Annotated in this window: 16 protein-coding genes; 4 read left to right on the forward strand and 12 right to left on the reverse strand. The window is 71.2% G+C overall.

Annotated elements, in window-relative coordinates:
• Nucleotides 1-34: 34 nt before the first annotated feature.
• From DN051_RS09145 to sucC, 3 genes are all read right to left on the reverse strand, one after another.
• Nucleotides 35-1,597: an aldehyde dehydrogenase family protein gene (locus tag DN051_RS09145; RefSeq protein ID WP_112438466.1), complete on the reverse strand. Its 1,563-nt coding sequence runs from the start codon at nt 1,595-1,597 to the stop codon at nt 35-37.
• Nucleotides 1,598-1,786: 189 nt separating this feature from the next.
• The gene (gene sucD, locus DN051_RS09150) at nt 1,787-2,671 is read right to left on the reverse strand and encodes a succinate--CoA ligase subunit alpha (RefSeq protein ID WP_053759118.1); all 885 of its coding nucleotides are present in this window, start codon (nt 2,669-2,671) and stop codon (nt 1,787-1,789) included.
• A gap of 11 nt (nt 2,672-2,682) precedes the next feature.
• Nucleotides 2,683-3,813, reverse strand: a complete 1,131-nt coding sequence (gene sucC, locus DN051_RS09155) for an ADP-forming succinate--CoA ligase subunit beta (protein ID WP_053759119.1) — start codon at nt 3,811-3,813, stop codon at nt 2,683-2,685.
• A gap of 144 nt (nt 3,814-3,957) precedes the next feature.
• Between sucC and DN051_RS09160 the strand changes: the two genes are divergently transcribed.
• From DN051_RS09160 to DN051_RS09175, 4 genes are all read left to right on the forward strand, one after another.
• Nucleotides 3,958-5,640 (forward strand): thiamine pyrophosphate-binding protein, encoded by a 1,683-nt coding sequence (locus DN051_RS09160; RefSeq protein ID WP_053759195.1) that lies wholly within the window; start codon nt 3,958-3,960, stop codon nt 5,638-5,640.
• Between the two features lie 9 nt (nt 5,641-5,649).
• Nucleotides 5,650-6,882 carry a formyl-CoA transferase gene (gene frc / locus DN051_RS09165; RefSeq protein WP_112438467.1) on the forward strand — a complete coding sequence of 411 codons (1,233 nt, stop codon included), beginning with the start codon at nt 5,650-5,652 and terminating at the stop codon, nt 6,880-6,882.
• Between the two features lie 4 nt (nt 6,883-6,886).
• A complete protein-coding gene (locus DN051_RS09170; protein WP_112442175.1) occupies nt 6,887-9,031 on the forward strand; it encodes an acetate--CoA ligase family protein in 2,145 nt (714 codons plus the stop codon).
• Between the two features lie 122 nt (nt 9,032-9,153).
• Nucleotides 9,154-10,539, forward strand: coding sequence for an OFA family MFS transporter (locus DN051_RS09175; RefSeq protein WP_053759120.1), 1,386 nt, complete (start codon nt 9,154-9,156; stop codon nt 10,537-10,539).
• A 96-nt stretch (nt 10,540-10,635) separates the two neighbouring features.
• On the opposite strand, the gene DN051_RS09180 is transcribed toward DN051_RS09175, so the two are convergent.
• From DN051_RS09180 to DN051_RS09220, 9 genes are all read right to left on the reverse strand, one after another.
• Nucleotides 10,636-11,841, reverse strand: a complete 1,206-nt coding sequence (locus DN051_RS09180) for a sugar phosphate isomerase/epimerase family protein (protein WP_199314980.1) — start codon at nt 11,839-11,841, stop codon at nt 10,636-10,638.
• A 111-nt stretch (nt 11,842-11,952) separates the two neighbouring features.
• The gene (locus DN051_RS09185; RefSeq protein WP_112438469.1) at nt 11,953-13,362 is read right to left on the reverse strand and encodes an alkaline phosphatase family protein; all 1,410 of its coding nucleotides are present in this window, start codon (nt 13,360-13,362) and stop codon (nt 11,953-11,955) included.
• Nucleotides 13,359-14,516: a metabolite traffic protein EboE gene (gene eboE / locus DN051_RS09190; protein ID WP_053759123.1), complete on the reverse strand. Its 1,158-nt coding sequence runs from the start codon at nt 14,514-14,516 to the stop codon at nt 13,359-13,361. Before eboE ends, DN051_RS09185 begins: the two co-directional genes overlap by 4 nt.
• Before the next feature lie 3 nt (nt 14,517-14,519).
• The gene (locus DN051_RS09195; protein WP_053759124.1) at nt 14,520-15,368 is read right to left on the reverse strand and encodes a TatD family hydrolase; all 849 of its coding nucleotides are present in this window, start codon (nt 15,366-15,368) and stop codon (nt 14,520-14,522) included.
• A complete protein-coding gene (locus DN051_RS09200) occupies nt 15,368-16,048 on the reverse strand; it encodes an EboA domain-containing protein (protein ID WP_112438470.1) in 681 nt (226 codons plus the stop codon). Before DN051_RS09200 ends, DN051_RS09195 begins: the two co-directional genes overlap by 1 nt.
• Nucleotides 16,045-17,031 carry a sugar phosphate isomerase/epimerase family protein gene (locus DN051_RS09205; RefSeq protein ID WP_112438471.1) on the reverse strand — a complete coding sequence of 329 codons (987 nt, stop codon included), beginning with the start codon at nt 17,029-17,031 and terminating at the stop codon, nt 16,045-16,047. The genes DN051_RS09200 and DN051_RS09205 overlap by 4 nt, the downstream gene beginning before the upstream one ends.
• Nucleotides 17,028-18,089, reverse strand: coding sequence for an SCO3242 family prenyltransferase (locus DN051_RS09210; RefSeq protein ID WP_112438472.1), 1,062 nt, complete (start codon nt 18,087-18,089; stop codon nt 17,028-17,030). Before DN051_RS09210 ends, DN051_RS09205 begins: the two co-directional genes overlap by 4 nt.
• Nucleotides 18,086-19,258, reverse strand: a complete 1,173-nt coding sequence (locus DN051_RS09215) for an inositol-3-phosphate synthase (protein WP_112438473.1) — start codon at nt 19,256-19,258, stop codon at nt 18,086-18,088. Before DN051_RS09215 ends, DN051_RS09210 begins: the two co-directional genes overlap by 4 nt.
• An 83-nt stretch (nt 19,259-19,341) precedes the next feature.
• Nucleotides 19,342-23,064, reverse strand: a complete 3,723-nt coding sequence (locus tag DN051_RS09220) for a ThuA domain-containing protein (protein ID WP_112438474.1) — start codon at nt 23,062-23,064, stop codon at nt 19,342-19,344.
• Nucleotides 23,065-23,302: the final 238 nt, after the last annotated feature.

The following is a 23,302-nucleotide window of genomic DNA, read 5'->3' on the forward strand; positions in this document are numbered from 1 at the left end:
CATCTTTCGGCACTTTCCGTGTCCGCGCCGGCGGTCACGGCATGAGCTGGTACTCCGGGAAGTTCCCGGGCAGCCGCTCCCCCGTCGGGCCGTGCGTCACCGCGCGGACCAGAAGCTCGCCGCCGACGAACGCGCCGCGCCAGGACTCGCCGAAGCCGCCGAACAGTTCGTCGCGATCGCCGCGGGAGCGTGGTGTGCCGTGGCCGACCTTGAAGGCGCGGATCTGCGGGGCGAGCCGGTCGAAGGTCGCGCGGTCGTCGGTGGACAGCGTGGCGACGAGGGCACCGTTGGAGGCGTTCATGGCGGCCAGCAGTTCGGCCTCGGTGTCGACCAGGACGATGGTGTCGACCGGGCCGAACGGTTCGGCGTGGTGCAGCGGGGACGACGGCGGCGGGTTCAGGAGGGTGACCGGCTGGACGTACGCGGAGGTGTCCTGGCCGGGCAGGAAGCGCGCGTCGCTCAGCCTGCCGCGGTGCAGCGGGACGGCGCCGCGGTCGATCGCCTCGGCCACCTGGTCGTGCAGTTCCTTGGCCTTGGCGGCGTTGATCAACGGTCCGAAGTCCAGTGCCGGGCAGGGGTCGTCGCGCTTGGCGACCGCGAGCGGGTGCCCGACCCTGAGTGTGCGGACCGCGGGGAGGTAGGCCGTCAGGAACGCGTCGAACAGCTCGCGCTGGACGACGAAGCGCGGGTAGGCGGTGCAGCGCTGCTTGCCGTAGTCGAAGAGTTTGGGCACGACCGCGGTGAGCGCGTCCCAGTCCGTGAAGTTCCAGATGCCCCAGGTGTTGAGTCCCTCCTGTTCGAGGATGTGCCGCTTGCCGAGGTCGGCGACGGCGGTGGCCACCGCGGCCCCGGTGTCGCGGCCGCCGACGAAGGAGACGCAGCCGATCTCCGGCGCCCGCACCAGCGCCTGGGACAGCTCTCCCCCGCTGCCGCTGAGCAGGGTGACGGGGAGTCCCTCGCGGGCGGCGAGCGCCGCGGCCAGGGTCAGACAGGCGACACCGCCGTCGGTCGGGGTCTTGGCGATGACCGCGTTGCCGGCCAGGGCCTGCACCAGCATGGCGTGGACGAGCACGCTCATCGGGTAGTTCCAGCTGGCGACGTTGGAGACCGGGCCGTCCAGCGGGGCGCGGCCGGCGATCATCGGCTCGATGCCGTCGACGTACCAGCGCACCCCGTCGATGGCCCGGTCGACGTCCGCCTGGGCGAGGCGCCAGGGCTTGCCGATCTCCCAGACGAGCAGCAGCGCGAGGAGTTCACGGTGCTCGGTGAGGGCGTCGAGGGCGGCGGCGACACGGGCGCGGCGCTCGTCGAGCGGAATGTGCCGCCAGGCGCGGTGCTGGTCGAGCGAGGCGCGTACCGCCCGCTGGGCGGCGGCGGCGTCGAGTCGTGGCGGGCCCGCGATGGGGGCGCCGTCGACGGGTGAGGTGGCGGGCAGGGCCCGGCCGTCGGCCTGCCAGGCGCCGTTCCAGAGGTTGAGGACGCGGTCGTCCCGGAAGGCCTCGGGGGCGACGGCGAGGCAGCGCTGCCAGGCGTCGGCCCACGAGGTGCCCGTTTTCAGGGTGAGGGTCTGGGTGTTCGAGGTGAGGGTGGGTGCCATCGTCGGGCTCCGCTCTCGGTGCACGGTCGGGGCGGGAGGTGCATGGCTGGTCCCGGGCACGGCTCGCACCGCCGTGCGCGGAACGTCGTACGAAGGAGGACAGTAGGGGTCATAACAGGGCAGATTGGGATGGGGAGGAGCGGTGCCGGTGACGCGCGGTGGTCACCGGGTGGGGGGCCGCGACCGGGGTCATCCGGCTCGGCGCAGCGCCTCCATCACGAGCCGGGCCGTCTCGGTGGGCGTGCTGCCCACCCGGACCCCGACGGCCTCCAGTGCCTCCTTCTTCGCCTGTGCCGTCCCGGACGAACCGGAGACGATGGCGCCCGCGTGCCCCATGGTCTTGCCCTCGGGCGCGGTGAAGCCGGCGATGTAGCCGACGACCGGCTTGGTGACGTGGTCGCGGACGTACGCGGCGGCGCGTTCCTCCGCGTCGCCGCCGATCTCGCCGATCAGCACGATCAGCTCGGTGTCCGGGTCGGCCTCGAACGCGGTCAGGCAGTCGATGTGCGTCGTGCCCACGACGGGGTCGCCGCCGATGCCGACACAGGTCGAGAAGCCGATGTCCCGCAGTTCGTACATCAGCTGGTAGGTGAGCGTGCCGGACTTGGACACCAGGCCGATGGGGCCGGGCTTGGTGATGTCGGCCGGGATGATGCCGGCGTTGGACTGGCCGGGGGTGATCAGGCCGGGGCAGTTGGGGCCGATGACACGGGTGCCCCGGGCCCGGGCGTACGCCGTGAAGGCCACGGAGTCGTGCACCGGGATGCCCTCGGTGATGACGACCGCGAGGCCGATGCCGGCGTCGGCGGCCTCGACCACCGCCGCCCTGGCGAAGGCGGGCGGTACGAAGACGACCGTGACGTCCGCCCCGGTCGCCTCCATTCCCTCGTGGACGGTGCCGAAGACCGGCACGGCGCGGTCGTCGAAGTCGACGGTGCGGCCGGCCTTGCGCGGGTTGACGCCGCCGACGACGTTCGTGCCGGACGCCAGCATGCGCCGGGTGTGCTTCATGCCCTCGCCGCCCGTCATGCCCTGGACGAGGACCTTGCTCTCCTTGGTGAGGTGGATCGCCATGTCCGGTCTCCTTAGCCTGCGTTGGCGAGCTGGGCGGCCTTGCGTGCGGCGCCGTCCATGGTGGTGGCCTGCTGGACCAGCGGGTGCGCGAGCTCGTCGAGGATCGCGCGGCCGCGTACGGCGTTGTTGCCGTCGAGGCGGACGACCAGCGGTTTGGTCAACCGGACGGTGTCCAGCGCCTGCACGATGCCGTCGGCGACCGCGTCGCAGGCGGTGATGCCGCCGAAGACGTTGACGAACACCGACTTCACGGCCGGGTCGGAGAGGATGACGGACAGGCCGTCGGCCATGATCTGGGCGGAGGCCCCGCCGCCGATGTCGAGGAAGTTGGCGGGGCGGGCGCCGCTGCCGGCGACCACGTCGAGCGTCGACATGACGAGTCCGGCGCCGTTGCCGATGATGCCGACCTCGCCGTCCAGCTTGACGTAGTTGAGACCCTTCTCTGCGGCCCGGGCCTCCAGGGGGTCGTCGTGCTCGGCGCCCCCGGCGCCCCACCTCGCCTGCCGGAAGCTCGCGTTGTCGTCCAGGGTGACCTTGCCGTCCAGGGCCAGGATCCGGCCCTGTTCCGTCCGCACGAGCGGATTGACCTCGACGAGGAGGGCGTCCTCGCGGACCAGCACCTCCCACAGGCGGACCAGTACGTCGACGGTCTGCTGCGGCAGTCCGGCCGCCTCGGCGATCTCACCGGCCTTCGCCGAGGTGACCCCGACGGCCGGGTCGATGTGCACGCGCGCCACGGCCTCGGGCCGGGTGGCGGCGACCTCCTCGATGTCCATGCCGCCCTCGGCCGAGGCGATCGCGAGGAAGCGGCCGGCCGCGCGGTCCAGGACGTACGAGACGTAGAACTCGCTGTCGATCTCCACCGGTTCGGCGAGCATCACCCTGCCGACCCGGTGGCCCTTGATGTCCATACCGAGGATCTGTCGCGCTGTCAGTTCGGCGGCGGCCGGGTCGGCGGCGAGCTTCACGCCGCCGGCCTTGCCCCGGCCGCCGGTCTTGACCTGTGCCTTGACCACCACCCGGCCGCCGAGGCGGCGGGAGATCTCGCGCGCCTCCTTGGGCGAGTCGGTGACCTCCGCCCGCGGCACCGGGATGCCGTGGTCGTCGAAGAGTTCCCTTGCCTGGTGCTCGTACAGGTCCATCTCGGCTCCTGTCTGGAAAGTGCCGCACGCCCCCTGGACACCACCCACCGGATGCGGGATAACAAGCTTCATACAGTATTCGTCGACTGTATGCAATGTACTGCGAGAGCGTGCCAACCCCCGATGAAGGGACAGGACTTCGCCATGCCCGACGACACCCAGGACGTGATCTCCGGCGGTCACCTGGTCGCCAAGGCCCTCAAGGCCGAGGGGGTGGAACGCATCTACACCTTGTGCGGCGGCCACATCATCGACATCTACGACGGCTGCGTCGACGAGGGCATCGAAGTCGTCGACGTCCGTCACGAGCAGGTCGCCGCCCACGCCGCCGACGGTTACGCCCGCATCACCGGCAAGCCCGGATGCGCGGTCGTCACCGCCGGCCCGGGGACGACCGACGCCGTCACCGGAGTCGCCAACGCCTTCCGCGCCGAATCGCCGATGCTTCTGATCGGCGGCCAGGGCGCCCTCACCCAGCACAAGATGGGGTCCCTCCAGGACCTGCCGCACGTCGACATGATGACGCCGATCACCAAGTTCGCGGCGGCGGTGCCGGACACGGCCCGCGCCGCGGACATGGTGTCGATGGCGTTCCGCGAGTGCTACCACGGCGCGCCCGGACCCTCCTTCCTGGAGATCCCGCGCGACGTCCTCGACGCCAAGGTGCCGGTGGACAAGGCGCGGGTGCCGAGGGCCGGCGCCTACCGGGCCTCGACCCGCTCGGCCGGCGACCCCGAGGCGATCGAGAAGCTCGCCGACCTCCTCGTGCACGCCGAGAAGCCCGCGATCCTGCTGGGCAGCCAGGTGTGGACGACCCGCGGCACCGAGGCGGCCATCGAGCTGGTGCGCGGCCTCAACATCCCCGCGTACATGAACGGGGCCGGCCGCGGCACCCTCCCGCCGGGCGACCCGCACCACTTCCAGCTGTCGCGCCGGTACGCCTTCTCCAACGCCGACGTCATCGTCATCGTCGGCACGCCCTTCGACTTCCGGATGGGCTACGGCAAGCGGCTGTCGCCGGCCGCGACCGTCGTCCAGATCGACCTCGACTACCGGACCGTCGGCAAGAACCGCGACATCGACCTGGGGATCGTCGGCGACGCCGGGCTGGTGCTCAAGTCGGTGACCGAGGCGGCCTCCGGCCGGGTCAACGGCGGTGCGTCCCGGCGCAAGGAGTGGCTCGACGAACTGCGCGCCGCTGAGCAGACCGCGCTGGACAAGCGGCTGCCCCAGCTGCGCTCGGACGCCTCGCCGATCCACCCCTACCGGCTGGTCAGCGAGATCAACGACTTCCTCACCGAGGACTCGATCTACATCGGCGACGGCGGCGACATCGTCACCTTCTCCGGTCAGGTCGTACAGCCCAAGTCGCCCGGGCACTGGATGGACCCGGGCCCGCTGGGCACCCTCGGCGTCGGGGTCCCGTTCGTGCTCGCCGCCAAGCAGGCGCGGCCCGACAAGGAGGTCGTCGCCCTGTTCGGCGACGGCGCCTTCTCCCTGACCGGCTGGGACTTCGAGACCCTGGTGCGCTACGACCTGCCCTTCGTCGGCATCGTCGGCAACAACTCCTCGATGAACCAGATCCGCTACGGCCAGGCCGCCAAGTACGGCAAGGAGCGCGAGCGCATCGGCAACACCCTCGGCGACGTCCACTACGACAAGTTCGCGCAGATGCTGGGCGGTTACGGCGAGGAGGTCCGCGACCCCGCCGACATCGGCCCCGCGCTGCGGCGCGCCCGGGAGTCCGGGAAGCCGTCGCTGATCAACGTCTGGGTCGACCCGGACGCGTACGCCCCCGGAACCATGAACCAGACCATGTACAAGTGAGGTGATCCGGTGACCGCAAAGGCTCTCGAAGGCATCCGTGTCCTCGACATGACCCACGTCCAGTCCGGGCCCTCCGCGACCCAGCTGCTCGCCTGGCTCGGCGCGGACGTCGTCAAACTGGAGGCGCCGACCGGGGACATCACGCGCAAGCAACTGCGCGACCTCCCGGACGTCGACTCCCTCTACTTCACGATGCTCAACTGCAACAAGCGGAGCATCACCCTCAACACCAAGACCGAGCGCGGCAAGGAACTGCTGACCGAGCTGATCCGGCGTTCCGACGTGATGGTCGAGAACTTCGGACCGGGCGCGATCGACCGCATGGGCTTCACCTGGGACCGCATCCAGGAGATCAACCCGCGCGTCGTCTACGCCTCCATCAAGGGGTTCGGCGACGGCCCGTACACCAAGTTCAAGGCGTACGAGGTCGTCGCGCAGGCGATGGGCGGGTCGATGTCCACCACCGGCTTCGAGGACGGGCCGCCGCTGGCGACGGGCGCCCAGATCGGGGACTCGGGCACCGGTGTGCACGCCGTGGCGGGCATCCTCGCGGCGCTGTTCCAGCGGGAGCACACCGGGCGCGGGCAGCGGGTGAACGTGGCCATGCAGCACGCCGTGCTCAACCTGTGCCGGGTGAAGCTGCGCGACCAGCAGCGCCTGACGCACGGTCCCCTCGCCGAATATCCCAACGAGGACTTCGGCGACGAGGTTCCCCGGTCCGGCAACGCCTCCGGCGGCGGCCAGCCCGGCTGGGCGGTCAAGTGCGCCCCGGGCGGCCCCAACGACTACGTGTACGTCATCGTGCAGCCCGTCGGCTGGCAGCCCATCAGCGAGCTGATCGGCCGGCCCGAACTGGCCGACGACCCCGAGTGGGCGACGCCGGAGGCCCGGCTGCCGAAGCTGAACAAGATGTTCCAGCTCATCGAGGAGTGGTCCTCGACCCTGCCCAAGTGGGAGGTGCTGGAGCAGCTCAACGCCCACAACATCCCGTGCGGGCCGATCCTGTCCACCAAGGAGATCATCGAGGACGCCTCGCTGGCGGACAACGAGATGGTCGTCCGGGTGCCGCATCCGCAGCGCGGCGAGTTCGTGACCGTCGGCAGCCCGCTGAAGCTGTCCGACTCGCCGGTGGACGTGCAGAGTTCACCGCTGCTGGGCGAGCACAACGCAGAGGTCTACGTCGGTGAGCTCGGTCTCGGTGACGAGGAACTGCGCCTGCTCAAGTCGAACGGAGTGATCTGACGTGATGGCCGAAGACCGGACGCTGAGGGTGCGCACGCTCCTCGACGCGGTCCGGGCCGAGGGCCGGACGGCGCTGACCGCGCCCGAGGGCAAGGTGATCGCCGACGCGTACGGGATCGCCGTACCGGGTGAGGAACTGGCGCGGGACGTCGACGAGGCGGTGGCGTACGCGGCGCGCTTCGGCGGGCCCGTCGTGATGAAGATCGTCTCGCCGGACATCCTGCACAAGACCGACGCCGGCGGTGTCGTCGTCGGCGTCGAGGGCGCCGGCGACGTACGGGCCGCGTTCCACCGGATCATCGACAACGCGCGAGCGTACAACGCCGACGCCCGGATCGAGGGCGTCCAGGTGCAGGAACTCCTCCCCGAGGGGCAGGAGGTCATCGTCGGCGCGGTGACCGACCCGACGTTCGGGAAGGTGGTGGCCTTCGGGCTCGGCGGAGTGCTCGTCGAGGTCCTCAAGGACGTCACGTTCCGGCTCGCGCCGGTCGACGCGGACGAGGCGCTGTCGATGCTGGACTCGATCCGCTCGGCGGAGATCCTGCACGGGGTGCGCGGCGCGCCGGCCGTGGACCGCTGGGCCGTCGCCGAGCAGATCCGCCGGGTGTCCCAGCTCGTCACGGACTTCCCCGAGATCGCCGAGGTGGACCTCAACCCGGTGATCGCCACTCCGGAGGGGGCGGTCGCCGCGGACATCCGCGTGATCCTGTCCGACGCGCCGGTGAAACAACGCCGCCGCTACGGGCGCGACGAGATCCTCACCTCGATGCGGCGGCTGATGCAGCCGAGCTCCGTCGCGGTGATCGGCGCCTCCAACGAGCAGGGCAAGATCGGCAACTCGGTGATGCGCAACCTCGTCGACGGCGGCTTCTCCGGGGAGATCCACCCGGTGAACCCCAAGGCCGATGACATTCTGGGCCGCAAGGCGTACAAGAGTGTCACGGACGTTCCCGGTGAGGTGGATGTGGCCGTGTTCGCCATCCCCGCCAAGTTCGTGGCGGCGGCGCTGGAGGAGGTCGGACGCAAGAAGATCCCCAACGCCGTGCTGATCCCGTCCGGGTTCGCGGAGACCGGTGAGCACGCGCTCCAGGACGAGATCGTGGAGATAGCCGAACGGCACGGCGTGCGGCTGCTCGGGCCGAACATCTACGGCTACTACTCCACCTGGCAGGACCTGTGCGCCACGTTCTGCACGCCGTACGACGTCAAGGGCGGGGTCGCGCTGACCTCGCAGTCCGGCGGCATCGGGATGGCCATCCTGGGCTTCGCCCGGACCACGAAGACGGGCGTGTCGGCGATCGTCGGCCTCGGCAACAAGTCCGACCTGGACGAGGACGACCTGCTGACCTGGTTCGGCGAGGATCCGCACACCGAGTGCATCGCCATGCACCTGGAGGACCTCAAGGACGGGCGCGCCTTCGTGGAGGCGGCGCGCGAGACGGTGCCCAAGAAGCCCGTCGTCGTCCTGAAGGCGGGGCGTACGGCGGCCGGCGCGAAGGCCGCGGGCTCGCACACCGGGGCCCTCGCGGGCGACGACGCCGTGTACGACGACATCCTGCGGCAGGCCGGGGTCATCAGGGCACCCGGGCTGAACGACATGCTGGAGTACGCGCGCGCGTTGCCGGTACTTCCCGCACCCGGGGGTGACAACGTCGTGATCATCACCGGGGCCGGCGGCAGCGGTGTCCTGCTGTCCGACGCGGTGACCGACAACGGCCTGCGGCTGATGGAGATACCGCCGGACCTGGACGAGTCGTTCCGGAAGTTCATCCCGCCGTTCGGGGCCGCCGGCAACCCGGTGGACATCACCGGAGGGGAGCCGCCGTCGACGTACGAGGCGACCATCCGGCTCGGTCTGGAGGACCCGCGCATCCACGCGCTCGTCCTCGGCTACTGGCACACCATCGTCACCCCTCCCATGGTCTTCGCCGAGCTGACCGCGCGCGTGGTGGCGGAGTTCCGGGAGCGCGGGATCGAGAAGCCGGTGGTGGCGTCGCTCGCGGGCGACGTCGAGGTCGAGGAGGCCTGCCAGTACCTCTACGAGCGGGGGGTCGTGGCCTACCCCTACACGACGGAGCAGCCGGTGGCCGTGCTCGGTGCGAAGTACCGGTGGGCGCGGGCGGCAGGGCTGTTGGGGGGCGGCTCATGAGGTGAGCGAGGGAGGAGTCGGCCGACGGTGCGCGTCGGCCGGCTCCGGGACCCGTGCGCGCACGAAAGGCATTGGACAGGGGGCGCTGGCCAGAACTTTCGACGCAAGGGGTGCAAAACGACATGACAACGACCGATCTGCCAACATCGGTTGCCTATCGAGAGGTGACCGACAAGAACGGACGCGTCTACCGGGTCGGCGAGTCCGACATCGACATCATGGGGCGCAAGCGCAAGTGGATGGTGATCCTGCCCTGGGTGGGCATGATGGGCATCTCCTCCGCGGAGTATGCGTTCGCGTCCGCCGAAGAGACGATCCACCAGGCCCATCACTGGTCCGAGAGCAGCATCTTCTGGATGCTGTCCGTCTGGGTGTTCTTCCAGGCCGCGGTGGCCTTCCCGGCGGGACGGCTGCGTGAGACCGGCAAGCTGCCCGCGCGCTGGGCGATGATGCTGGGCGCGCTCGGCACGCTGATGGGCTATCTGTCACTGGCCTACGCACCGCACGTCATACTCGCCTTCATCGGCTTCGGTATGTTCAGCGGCATGGGCGCGGGCATGGTGTACGCCACCTGCGTCAACATGGTCGGCAAGTGGTATCCGGAGCGGAAGGGCGGCAAGACCGGCTTCGTCAACGGCGGTTTCGCCTACGGCTCGGTGCCCTTCGTCTTCGTCTTCTCGACCATGATGGACATCTCCAACTTCAAGGTCATCCTGGTCACGGTCGGCTGCTTCCTCGCGCTGACGGTTGCCGTCGCCGGCTTCTTCTTCCAGGACCCGCCGAAGAACTGGTGGCCCGCCGACATCGACCCGCTCAACCCGCCGGACGACCCTCGCGCACGCCGTTCCCTGGAGAGGAACCCGCCGGCCGTCCACCAGTACAGCCCCGTGGAGGCCTGGAGGACCGGCCGGGTGGCGCTCATGTGGTTCTGTCTCGCCTGCACCTCGGGCGTGAACATCTTCGGTATCGCCTTCCAGGTCGAGATCGGCGAGCACGCGGGATTCGCCGCCGGAATCGTGGCCACCGCCATGTCGCTCAAGGCGATCGTCAACGGCACGGGACGCGGCGTCATCGGCTGGCTCTCCGACCTGTACGGCCGCAAGCAGTGCCTGCTGTACGTCTGCGTCATCCTCGGCCTCGCCCAGTTCGGCATCATCTGGTCGGCCGAGATCAAGAACCTGCCGCTGTTCCTGATCTTCTCCGCGGTCTCCGGCTTCGGTGGCGGCGCCATCTTCCCGATGTTCGCGGCGATGACCGCGGACTACTTCGGGGAGAACAACAACGCGACCAACTACGGCATGGTGTACAGCTCCAAGCTGGTCTCCGGCCTCGGCTCCGGCATGGGAATCGTCGTCGTGACGGCCTGGGGCCTCAACGGCGCCTTCATACTGGCCGGCTGCATCTCGTTCTTCGCCGGCTTCGTGGCGCTGTTCCTCAGCCCGCCCGGACGGCCCAAGGACAAGCGCATCACCCCCAACCCGCAACCCCTGGGCGAGGAGACGGCCTGACATGACACGTGGCCCGCGAGGCCGCACGAAACGCCACGAACGGACCGGGCGGTCCTTCCCCCACCAGGGGAAGGACCGCCCGATTCGCGTGGTGGATCAGTGCCGCCGCTTGCGCAGCGCGGCCATGTTGTCGTAGCTGATCTTGGCCTCCCGCAGCGACTGCCCGGGGTCGGTGGCGCTCGGGGAGTTGTCGTCCTCGACCATCGGGTTGTGGTAGTTCCGCTCCCCGATCCGTGAGAAGAACGTCGTGTAGTCGATGACCCCGGTTCCGAAGGGCACCATCTCGTAGCCCATGCCGTTGGTCGTGCTGACGACGCCGTCCTTCGCGTGGAACAGCGGGTAGCGCTTGTTGTTGCGGGCGACCAGGCGGGCCGGGTCGAAGACGTTCTCGCGGGTGGAGCCGTCGTGGGCGGTGTAGGTGTGGAACTTGTACTGAGCGACGTGCGCCCAGAAGATGTCCATCTCCAGCCAGACGACCCTCGGGTCGGTGACCTTGAGGAAGTACTCCAGCTTCCGGATGCCCGAGCTGCGGGTCGGCCGGCCCTGGGAGTCCAGCGGGCCTCCGTCGAGCAGGAAGCCGTAGGCGCCGTCGTGGTTGTGGGTGTAGAGCTTGATGCCCTCGCGACGGGCGATCTCCCCGAGGGCGTTCCACTTGTCGGCGGCCACGTCCCAGTCGGCACGGTAGGAACTGCCGGTGGGGTCGCCGCCGGTGCCCATGTGGTCCATGCCGATGATGTTGGCGATCTCCAGGTGCTTCTTGAAGGTGTCCAGGTCCGCCGTCGACAGCGGCCAGGACGACGGTATGAAGCCGTGGTTGCCCTGGGCGCGCAGACCGTAGTCGTCGAGCCAGGCGCGCAGCAGCTTGGCGCCCTGCACGGATTCCAGGTCGGCGCCGCCGGGCGCGTTCGCGTGCTGGCGGTAACCCGCGAACTCCACCTGCCGGTAACCGTGGCGGGCCAGTTGCTTGAACACCTCGCGGAAGCCGGAGGGCAGGTCGGTGGAGAGCGGGTCGCGGGCGGTGGCGTCACGGACGGTGTAGAGGATGATGCCGCGCTTGTGCGGCGGGACGAGCACCTGCCCGCCGTGGCCGTGGTCGTGATCGTGGTCGTGGCCTCTGCCGCGGTCCTGCGCCAGGGCGGGGGCGGCGCCGAAGACCGGGGCCGCGACGGCTCCGGCCGCCACGGCGGTGCAGGTGCTGAGGAAGCTGCGCCGGCCCACACCGAGGGTGCGGCGCAGTCCCTCGTCGGGGGTGTCGGTGGTGGCGGCATCGGTGCGGGAAGGGGCGGAATGCTCCGGATACAGGGTCACGAATGGCCTGCCTTCTCGGTCGTGGTCGGTTCCGGCGCCACCGGGACCGGCCGTTGTCAGTGCCGTGTGTTTCACTCTCAGTGGTCGGATCTCGCAAGTGGTGCGTCAGCCGAGTCCGGCGAGCTGGAGCAGGAGTTGTTTCACATCGGTGGCCGCCACGCGGTCGCCGACGGCGCGGGGGGTGGAGCAGATGAGGAGCGGACCGTCGTCGTCGCTCGTGGGAAGGCGGCCGTGGCTGCCGCGAACAGGTGAGGGATCCAGAGGGACGACCGCCATGCGGTACCGCATACCGAGTTTCTTGCGGGCCAGAGCGGTCGCGGCCTTGACCTTGACGTAGGGGTCGAGGGGGTCCATGAAGAGTTCGACCGGGTCGTAGCCGGGTTTGCGGTGGATCTCGACGAGTTGCGCGAAGTCGGGCGCGCGGGCGTCGTCGAGCCAGTAGTAGTACGTGAACCAGGCGTCCGGCTCGGCCACGGCGACGAGTTCGCCCGAGCGCGGGTGGTCCAGGCCGTGGGCCTTCTTGCCCTCGTCGTCCAGGAGTTGCTCGATGCCGGGCAGCCCGTCCAGCGCGGCCCGGGTCGCGTCCATGTCCTCGGGGCGGCGCACATAGACGTGCGCGATCTGGTGGTCGGCGACCGCGAAGGCACGGGAGGCCATCGGGTCCAGGTACTCCATGCCGTCCTGGGTGTGCACCTCCAGCAGGCCCGCCCGGCGCAGCGCGCGGTTGATGTCGACCGGCCGGCTCACCGGGGTGATGCCGTACTCGGAGAGCACGACCACGGTGCGGCCCAGTGCCCGCGCGTCGTCCAGGAGCGGTGCGACGGCCGTGTCCAGGTCGGCGGCGGCCTTCCGGGAGCGCGGGTCGTCGGGGCCGAAGCGCTGCAGGTCGTAGTCGAGGTGGGGGAGGTAGCAGAGCGTCAGGTCGGGCTGCCGGGTGTGCAGGATGTGGCGGGTCGCGTCGATGATCCAGCGGCTGGAGACGAGATCGGCGCCCGGCCCCCAGAAGTGGAACAGCGGGAACGTGCCGAGTTTCTCGGTGAGTTCGTCGTGGAGGGCCGGCGGCCTGGTGTAGCAGTCGGGTTCCTTGCGGCCGTCGGCGTAGTAGACCGGACGGGGGGTGACGGTGTAGTCGGTGTCCGCGCCCATGGCGTACCACCAGCAGATGTTGGCGACGGTGTAGCCGGGGTGCGCGCGGCGGGCGGCGTCCCAGAGCTTGTCGCCCGCGACGAGGCCGTTGTGCTGGCGCCACAGCAGGACGTCGCCGAGTTCGCGGAAGTACCAGCCGTTGCCGACGATGCCGTGCTCCGCCGGGGTCGTGCCGGTCAGGAACGTGGACTGGGCGGCGCAGGTGACGGCCGGCAGGACGGTGCCGAGCGGAGCGTGCGAGCCGGACCGGCTCAGGGCCTTGAGGTGCGGCATGTGGTCGAGGAGCCGGGGGGTGAGTCCGACGACGTCGAGGACGAGCAGCGGCGTCGGACCGGTGCCGGGGGTGGTCCGCGCGGTGCCGGCGCTCATGGCAGCTCCTTCAGTCCGAGGTCGGTCAGCAGGTCCCGGGCGAGGGTGAGTTCGGCGGCGATGCCGTCGACGAGCTGGGCCCTGGCACGGGGCCGCAGCTCCGGCGGGAGCGCCTGCCAGGTGTACGTCTCCACCTCCAGGTGGTGGGTGAGCGGCCGGGGACCGCCGACCATCCGGGTCAGGGCGGCCTTCAGTACGGCGAGAGTGGAGGTGAGGGGCGCGGCGGGGGCCGCGTGCAGGGGGACGTGGAAGTGGGCGCGCCAGGGCGAGGCGTCGGGAAGCGCCTCGCCCCGGAGTGCCTCGCCCAGGTCGTCGGTGCCGCGCAGTCCGGCGGCGGTGGCGGTGCGGGTCTGGTGCAGGAAGCGGGGTTCGTCGAAGGCGGCGAGGGCCTCGCGGACCTCGGGCAGATGGGGGTGTTCGGCGTGCAGGGCGGCCGAGAGCTGGCTCTTGACTACGGGGACGCCCGCCCGGGTGAGGGCGTCCAGAGCGGTGTGCGGATCCTCGAAGGAGGTGGCGAGATGGCAGGTGTCGACACAGATGCCGATCCGGTCGTGACCGATCGCGGTCAGCGGGGCGATGGCGTCACCGGTGGTCTCCACGAGGCAGCCGGGTTCCGGTTCCAGGCCGACGCGGATGGACCGGCCGGTGAGGTCCCGCAGCGCGTCCAGGCGCTGGCCGAGGGTGCGCAGCGCGGTGTGCGCCGATTCGGCGCCGCGGGTGCGCCAGGCGAGGGGGAGGGTGGAGATGCTGCCCTCGGTCACGTCGTCGGGGAGGAGGCCGGCCAGCAGCCGGGCGAGTGCCGTGGTGTGGTCGAGGCGCTCGGGGTCGTCCCAGTCCGGCCTGTAGACGCGGTACTTCACCTCCTCGGCGCCGAAGCCCTCGTAGGGGAAGCCGTTGAGGGTGACGACCTCCAGACCGCGCGTGTCGAGTTCGGTGCGCAGACCGCGCAGCGCCGACGGGTCGGAGACCAAGGCGTGGGCGGCGTCCTTGGCGAGCCACAGGCCGATGCCGAGACGGTCGCGGCCGAGGCGGCGGCGGACCGGTTCGCAGTGGTCGCGGAGCTGGGCGAGGACTCCGTCCAGGGTCTCGGCGGGGTGGACGTTGGTGCAGTAGGCGAGATGGACGGTGGAGCCGTCGGGGTGGCGGAAGCGCATCGGTCACTCCCCGCCGCGCAGGATGGAGTTGCCCTCGTGGGTGGTGTCGGTGGTGTCGACCCGCAGGTTCAGCCGGCCGCTCAGCCCGTAGAAGGCGACGGGGTTGCGCCACAGCACCCGGTCGACGTCGTCCTCGGTGAAGCCCTCGGCCAGCATCAGGTCGGCGACCTTGCGGGTCTTGAGGGGATCGCTGCGGCCCCAGTCGGCGGCGGAGTTCACGAGGACCCGTTCGGGGCCGTGGGCCCGGAGGATCGCGACCATCCGCTCCTCGTCCATCTTGGTGTCCGGATAGACGGAGAAGCCCAACCAGCAGCCGCTGTCCTTGGCCTCCTTGACGGTGGTCTCGTTGAGGTGGTCCAGCAGGACGCGGTCCGGCGACAGAGCCGACTCGCGGACGACGTCGACGGTCCGCCGCAGTCCGGCGAGCTTGTCGCGGTGCGGGGTGTGCACGAGCGCGGGCAGCTCGTGCTCGGCGGCGAGCTGGAGCTGGGCGGCGAGGGCGGCGTCCTCGGCCGGGGTCATCGAGTCGTAGCCGATCTCACCTACCGCGACGACCTGGTCCTTGACGAGATACCGGGGCAGTTCGTCGAGGACCGGGAGGCAGCGCGGGTCGTTGGCCTCCTTGGGGTTCAGCGCGAGGGTGCAGTGGTGGGCGATGCCGTACTGGGCGGCGCGGAAGGGTTCCCAGCCGAGGAGCGAGTCGAAGTAGTCGAGGAAGGTGGTGGGCGAGGTGCGGGGCTGGCCGAGCCAGAAGGAGGGCTCGACGACGGCACGGACGCCGGCGGCGTACATCGCCTCGTAGTCGTCGGTGGTCCTGGACGTCATGTGGATGTGGGGGTCGAAGATGCGCATCAGGACTCCTTGCCGTGGGGGGTGCCCGTGCCGTGCGGTGGTGCGGCGGACTCGGTCAGGGCCAGGACGCGGTACAGGTCCTCGGGTACGGGACGGCCCGCGGCGCTGCGTTCGGCGGCGTAGTCGCCGAGCATGCGGGCCAGCTCGCCGTCCGCGCGGGCGCGCTCGCCGAGATCGCCGACCGCGTCGACGGAGACACCGGTGAACAGGCACTTCAGCACGGCGTGACGCCAGTTGTGCGGATCGAGGTGCCGGGCGGCGTAGGGGCCGACGGCGGCGGCGAGCAGCCGGGTGTCGTTGGTGCGCAGGGCGTCCTCGATCAGGGGGACGGCGTCCGGCCCCGGCACCAGGTGGGGCAGGGCGTGCAGGACGGCGCGGCGTTCGGCGGCGGTGCCCTGGCGGTAGACGCGGGTGAGTGCGTCGAGGTCGGCCTGCGCGGCGTGCAGGATCAGTACCCGGGCGGCGTCGGCGTGCTCGTCGCCGCAGCGGCGTCCGGCCTCGGCCAGGCGCAGTTCCCACGCGGAGATCGGGCCGTGTGCGCCGGGGTGTTCCCTCGCCTCGGTGAGGGCCCGGTCGAGCCAGTCGCGGGCCGGCCCGGCGAGCTGGGCCGCGACCTCGTCGCGGAGGGCGTCCGGCGGGATGCCGCCGGGGGTGGCCTCGGTGGTGTCGTGGCGGGTCAAGGGGTTCTCCCTTCCGGGGCGGCGGAGGGCTCGCCGGGGGGTGCGACGGGCGCGGCGGGGGGTGGGACCGGCCCGTCCGGTCGTGGGGAGGCGGGTGCCGCGGCGCCGCGCAGGAAGGGCAGGGAGCGTTCGGCGTGCTCGGGTCCCGCGTGGGAGTGGCGGGGCAGTTCGACGACCGTCAGGCCCTGGTAGCCGGTGGCGGCGAGGGCCTCGAGGACGGGCGGGAAGTCGATCTCTCCGTCTCCGAAGGGGAGGTGTTCGTGGACACCGCGGCGCATGTCCTCGATCTGCACGTGCCGCAGCCAGGGCGCCGCCTCGCGTACGCAGTCGGCGGGAGAGAGGGGTTCGAGGCACTGGCAGTGGCCGATGTCGAGGGTGAGTCCGAGGGCCTCGGGGTCGCCGAGTTCCCGGCGCAGGCGGTGGAAGCCGTCGAGCGTGCCGAGGAGATGTCCCGGTTCGGGTTCCACGGCGAGCGGGATGCCGGTGGCGGTCGCGGCGTCCAGGACGGGGGCGAGGCTCTCGGCGAGACGCTTCCACGCCGTGTCCTCGTCCGTGCCGGCCGGGAGGGTCCCGCTGAAGCAGTGCACGGCGTGCGCGCCGAGGTCGGCCGCGACCCGGACGGCGCGGATCAGCAGGGCCACGCGGCGGGCGCGGTCGCCGGCGTCGGGGTCCAGCAGGGAGGGTCCGTGCTTGCGGCGCGGGTCGAGCACGTACCGGGCTCCGGTCTCCACGGTGGCGGTCAGCCCGAGTTCGGCGAGGCGCTGCGCCACCTTGCGGGTGCGCGACGCCAGGTCGGGTGCGAGCGGGTCGAGGTGCATGTGGTCGAGGGTGAGTCCGACGCCGTCGTAGCCGAGGTCGGCGAGCAGGGCGAGGGCGTCGTCCAGCCGGAGGTCGGCGAGGCCGTTGGTGCCGTAGCCGAAGCGGAGCGGGAGCTGCGAGGGCGTGGTGTGCGGGGGCTCGGGTGCGGTGGGCCGGGGGCTCATGTGACGCTGACCTTCCTCGCGTACTTCCGTCCGATCGGGGCCAGCGCGGCGATGACGGCGGCGGTGACGCCGGCTCCGGCGCGGGCCGAGAGCGCCGCCTGGAGGGGGATGGTGGCGCGGATGCCGCCGCCGACGGCTCGCCGGGTGAGCGGGGGTGAGGGGTTGAGGGCGGCGTGGGTGTAGGGGCGGGCGGCGGTCACGGCGTAGGCGGTGGCGAGGGCGGCCCGCAGGGCGGTGTCGGCGGTGAACCGTGCCGGGGCGGTGCTCCCCGGACGCGGCACCGGGACGGGGCGGCTGCCGGGTCCGGCGGGGTCGGCGGCCGCCGGTGTCCGGGCCGGGGGCGTGCGGGTCGGGAGCGGGGGGCCCGCGCTGTCCGCCCGGTCCGCCGGGGGAAGGCGGCGGCGTGTCACCAGGCTGGTGAGGAGGGCGGTGGTGGCGAGGGCGACCAGGGGCGGCACGGACGTCCCGCCGGTGGTCTCCCGGCGGGAGACGAGGGTGACCGCCAGGGTGTGGGTGCCGAGGAGGGCGGCGGACGGCAGCGCCTCGCGGGTGCGGCCGGTGGTCGCCGCGGCGCCGAGGAGCAGGTCGAGACCGCGGGCGGCGGCCATGGCCACCGGTCCGGCGGGTGTGTGTTTCAGGGCGAGGTCGTACGCCCAGACGGTGGCCGCGAGGGGTGCGGCCACGGTGAGGGCGGGACGGCCGGCCCGGGCGGCGAGGACCAGTCCCGCGCCGGTGAGCGCGCAGGCCGCCGCGAGGGCGGACCCGGGCCGGACGCGGCCGGACGGGAGCGGGCGTTCGGGGCGCTCGGCGGCGTCCTCCTCGCGGTCCGCCCAGTCGTTGAGGACCATTCCGGCCTCGTAGAGGCACACGGAGGAGCCGATGGCGTACAAGGTGCGGGAGTTGGGCCGGGTGCCGGTGGCGGCGGCGCCGCTGAGGGTGTCGCCGGGGACGGTGAACAGGGCGGGCAGCCGCAGGAGTTCGGCCCAGGCGCGGGCCCGTCCCGCCCCCCGGGCGCCCCGGCCCCCGGCAGGTGGGGCCGGGACGCTTCGCGCCGTCACGACCGCTCGCCCGGCGCCGCGTCCCCCGGAGGCCGCGCCGTCGACGACGGCGCCCGCAGCCGCTCGCCGAACGCGACCAGCGCCGCGTACTGCTCCCCCAGGGCCGCCGGCCCGTCCCCCACCGGGTCCTTGAAGAAGAAGCCCAGGTCGGTCAGGGGGCCGCTGACACCGGCCTCGTGGGCGCGGGCGGTCAGCCGGGCCAGGTCCAGCACGAGGGGTGCCGCGAGGGCCGAGTCGCAGCCCTGCCAGATCGTCTGGAGGACCATGCGGGTGCCGAGGAAGCCGTCGAAGGCGATGTGGTCCCAGGCGGTCTTCCAGTCGCCGAGCGCCGGGACGTCGTCGATGTGGACCTCGCCCTCGGGAACGGTTCCGAGGGTGTCGGCCAGGACGCGTTCCTTGCCGGCGTTCTTCGCCGCCGCGGCGGCCGGGTCGGCGAGGGCCGCGCCGTCGCCGCCGCCGAGCAGGTTGGTGCCGGACCAGGCCCGTACGGTCAGCGCCCGCTGGGCGAACATCGGGCCCAGCACGGCCCGCAGCAGGGTCTGTCCGGTCTTGCCGTCCCGGCCGGCGTAGGGCAGGCCGCTCCGCTCCGCCTCGCTGGCGGCGGCGGTGTGGTGCATGCCCTCGGACGGGGTGAAGTTGACGTAGGGGCAGCCCGCGCGCAGGGCGGCCAGCGCGTACAGGGTGCTGGCCGGCAGCGGCGCGTCGGGCCCCTGGGAGGCGGGTTCGGTGGAGGCGACGTTCACCACCACGGCCCGCGCCAGTTCGTTGCGGTGCACGAAGTCGCGTATGTCGTCGGCGAAGGCCACGATCAGTTCGGCCTCGGTCCGGGTGTCGCCCGAAGTGGGGCCGCCGGGCCTGATCTCTCGGTCGGCGGCGGCGAGTTCGGCGCCGACGGCGGTGGCGACGCCGGGCGGGAGGACTCCGCCGGCGGTCAGGGTCTCGGCGCGTTTGGGCAGGGGGCAGTCGAGGGTGTCGTGGCCGCCGAAGACGAGGTCGGACAGCGCGGGCAGGCCGCTGCCGGTGAACGACGGGTGCTCGGTCACCATGCCGGTGGGCGGGTGCAGTCCCGCGGTGACGGCGGCGCACCCCGTGACGACGGTGGTGGCGACGGAGCCTCGGGCTCCGACCAGCCACACCCCCACACGCGGTCGGGAGAGGGACGCGGACATGGGCAGCCTCCTTGACGTGCGCGAACCCCGGGGGGAGGGACAGGACGGCGGGCGGGGGTCCGGCGTCCCCCGCCCGCCGCCGTTCAGTCGCCCGTGCCGGGCAGTTCCTTCAACTGGATGTTGCGGAAGGAGACCTGGTCGTCGGCGCCGTGGTTCTGCAGGCCGATGTGACCGTCGGTCAGGCTCCGCTGGGGGTCCTTGTTGGTGAAGTCGTTGATCTTGACTCCGTTGAGGAACACCTGGAGGCGTTCGCCCTGGACCTTGATCTCGTAGGAGTTCCACTGGCCGGGCGGCCGCAGAACCTGGTCACGGGCCTTGATGTTCGCCGACTTGAACGAGTAGACGGAGCCCGTGGTGCGGTCGGGCGCGTCCGTGGCGTCGATCTGGATCTCGTAGCCCTTGTTCACCGCGGACCAGGGGTCGTCGGAGGCCGGGAAGCCCACGAAGATCCCGGAGTTGTCGTCGCCCTGCATCTTCCAGTCGAGCTTGAGCGAGTACGACTTCAGCTCCTTGGCCTGGTACCAGAGCAGACCCATGCCGCCCTCGGACTCCAGGCTGCCGTCCTTGACGTTGAACTTGCCGGGGCCGGCCTGCTTCCAGCCGTCCAGGGTCTGGCCGTTGAAGATCTTCCGGTGGTCCTTGCTCGGCTTGCAGTCCGCCTTCACCTGGCCGGTGGCGTACTGCAGACCGCCGAGCAGGTGGGCCCGGAAGGCCTCCTCGGCGTAGGACTCCTTGGTGTGGCCGCCGCCGGTGTAGAAGGACCGGCCGCCGCCGTAGCTCTGGCACCAGGCGATCGGGTGGTCGCCCTTCATGGTGCCGCCCTGGTAGGTCGTCTCGTCCAGGGTGGCGAGGACCTTGGCCTGCTCACGCGGGTTGGTGCGGTAGTTGTACCACTCGTCGGTGCGCTCCCAGGTGTCGCCGAGGTGCGCGGTGGAGGGGTGGTCGTGGTCCTCGACGCGTACGGTGGCCTTCTGGATGGCCGGGTGCGAGTCGAAGTAGGCGCCGACGAGGCCGCCGTAGAACTCCCAGCCGTACTCGGTGTCGGCGGCGGCGTGGATGCCCAGGTATCCGCCGCCGTTCTTGACGTAGTTCTCGAACGCCGTCTGCTGGGCGGCGTTGAGCACGTCGCCGGTGGTGGACAGGAAGGCCACGGCGTCGTACTTGGCGAGGTTGGCCGTGGTGAACTGCCCGGCCTCCTCGGTCGCGTCGACGGTGATGCCGGCCGGGGCGCCGAGCTCCTTCAGGGCGGTGATGCCGGCCGGGATGGAGTCGTGCCGGAATCCGGCGGTCTTGGAGAAGACCAGGACCTTCTTGCCGCCCTTGAACGGCTCCTTGGAGAACTCGAAGTCGTCCACGTCGTACAGCGCGCCCTCGCCGCCCTTGAAGACCAGGTAGATCTCCGTGGTGCCCTTGGGCAGCGACCGCAGCGGCACGTCGACGTTCTGGAAGGTCTCCCAGCTGCCGGTCGGCGGGATGTGGGCCGAGCCGTGCAGCGGTCCGTCGGGCGAACCGGTGCGCAGCTCGATGAAGCCGCCCGCGCCGCCGGAGGAGACCCGTACGGTCATCTTCTTCTGCCCGTCGAACCGGTAGGGCGTGAAGGAGATCCAGTCGCCGTCGTTGATGTCGCCGACGGTCTTGCCGCCGTTGGCGGCGGCCTTGTCGTAGGTCCGGATGCCCGACTGGGTGGTGAAGTGCTCGGCCTGGCGGTGCAGCGGCTGGAGCACGGTGCGGGCGGTGCCGGTCAGGGTCTCCTGGCCGTTGGCCCCGCCGTCGGTGTAGCTGGCGCCGACGACGCCGTAGATGTTGGCGTTGGGGTCGTGACCGCCGTCACCGGGGGGCGGCGTCAGGGTGCCCTCGCAGCCCATCTCGCTGGTCAGCTCGTGGGCGTGGGAGTCGTGGCCGAGGCTGTAGGCGACCTTGACCTTGGAGCAGTCGACCGTCTCCTCGGGGTCGGTGACGGTCACCTTGAACGGGACGGGCTCGCCGAAGGCGGCCAGGGCGCCGTTGCCCGGGATGTCGATCTTCACCTTGGGTTCGGTGTTGCCGACCACGATCCGGACGCTGGCGTTGCCGGTGTTGCCCTCGGGGTCCTTGGCCGTGAAGGTCGCGGTGTAGGTGCCGACCTTCTTGTACTTGTGGGTGGGGGTGAGACCCTCGCCCGTGGTGCCGTCGCCGAAGTCCCAGCTGTAGGTCAGGTCCGGGGAGTCCGCGTCGGTGGCGGAGCCGGTGAACGCGACCTTCAGACCGGCCGCGCCGGACGTCTTGTCGGCCTTCACCTCGGCGATCGGGGAGAAGCCGTCCTCGGCGTACTCGATCCGGTACAGCGCGGAGTGCTCGTCGCCCTGGAACCAGGAGATGCCGTAGTCGAGGACGTAGAGCGCGCCGTCGGGGCCGAACTCCATGTCCATGATCTGGGTGCCGGTCCACGGGAAGTCGTTGATCTTCGCGACCGAGCCGTCCTCGTTCTGCTCGATCCGCTTGATCCAGCGCCGGCCGAACTCGCCGGCGAAGAAGTCGCCGTCGTAGGCCTCGGGGAACTTCACGCTGGAGTCGAGCTCGGCGTCGTAGCGGTAGACCGGGCCGCCCATCGGGGACTCGGAGCCGCTGCCGAACTCGGGCACGGAACCGCCGTCGTACGGGATCCAGGCGGCCTGCGCGGGCGGCAGGTCGACCAGGCCCGTGTTGTGCGGCGAGGTGTTCTTCGGGGCGGCGCAGTCGAACTTCTCGCCGGAGGTGCCGCTGGCGAAGTCGTAGTCCAGGTAGGCGTCGTTGTTCCCGGTGCAGAACGGCCAGCCGAAGTTGGCCGCCTCGGTGACCTTGGCGAACTCGACCTGACCCGCCGGGCCCCGGGTCGGGCTGGCGGAGCCCGCGTCGGGACCGTAGTCGCCGACATACACGATGCCGGTCTTGTCGTCGACGCTCATCCGGAACGGGTTGCGGAAGCCCATCGCGTAGATCTCGGGACGGGTCTTGTCCGTGCCCGGGGCGAAGAGGTTGCCCTCCGGGACGGTGTACGAGCCGTCCTCGGCGACCTTGATACGCAGGATCTTGCCGCGCAGGTCGTTGGTGTTGCCGGAGCTGCGGCGGGCGTCGAAGGCGGGGTTGCGGCCCTCGCGGTCGTCGATCGGCGTGTAGCCGTCGGAGGCGAAGGGGTTGGTGTCGTCGCCGGTCGACAGGTAGAGGTTGCCGTCCGCGTCGAAGTCGATGTCGCCGCCGACGTGGCAGCAGATGCCGCGGGAGGCCGCGACGTCGATGACCTTCTTCTCGCTCGCCGTGTCCAGTGTCCCGTTGGGGTTCAGGACGAAGCGGGAGAGGCGGTTGACGCCGTCGAACTTCTCGAAGTCGGCTGCGGTGCCGGTCTCCGGGGCGTCGCCCGCGGGGGTGTCGAGCGGCGGGGCGTAGTAGAGGTAGATCGCCCGGTTGTTCTCGAAGTCCGGGTCGATGCCGACGCCCTGCAGGCCCTCCTCGTCGTGGCTGTAGACGGGTATCTTGCCGGCGACCTTGGTGACGCCGCCCTGGTCGGTGAGGCGCAGTGTGCCGTCGCGCGAGGTGTGCAGCACGCTGCGGTCCGGGAGTACGGCGAGCGACATCGGCTCGCCCGTCTCGGGTTCGCCCTTGGCGAGCGGCACCTGCTGGAACTGCCCCTCGGCGACGGGCGGTTCGTCGTGCTCCGGGTGTCCGGGGTGGGCCCCGGCCACGGTCGCCGGGGTGCCCACGGCCAGCAGCAGGCCGGTGAACAGGGCGAGGGTGGTGCGTAGCCTGGGGCGTCTGGGTGTGCGGGCGCTTCTGAGACTGGTTCTGTGCACGAGGTCCCTCCGGGAACGGGGTGGGGCCGTACGGGATGGGTCGTAGACGTGCCGTGCGGGCGCCGGGGTGCGCCGTCACCCCGGAGGTGTCTGTCCTGAACACTTCAGGGACGGTAACCGCGTCCGTCCGCGGCCAACAGCCCTTGCGTCAGGATTGGTAGAACTTTCTCCCATCACAGGACAAAGCAGAATCCGGGCAGGTCGGAGGGGGGACCGGCGGTTGTTCCGGCCCCCGTCC

It is taken from the genome of Streptomyces cadmiisoli, assembly GCF_003261055.1.
In the GTDB taxonomy this organism is placed as follows: domain Bacteria; phylum Actinomycetota; class Actinomycetes; order Streptomycetales; family Streptomycetaceae; genus Streptomyces; species Streptomyces cadmiisoli.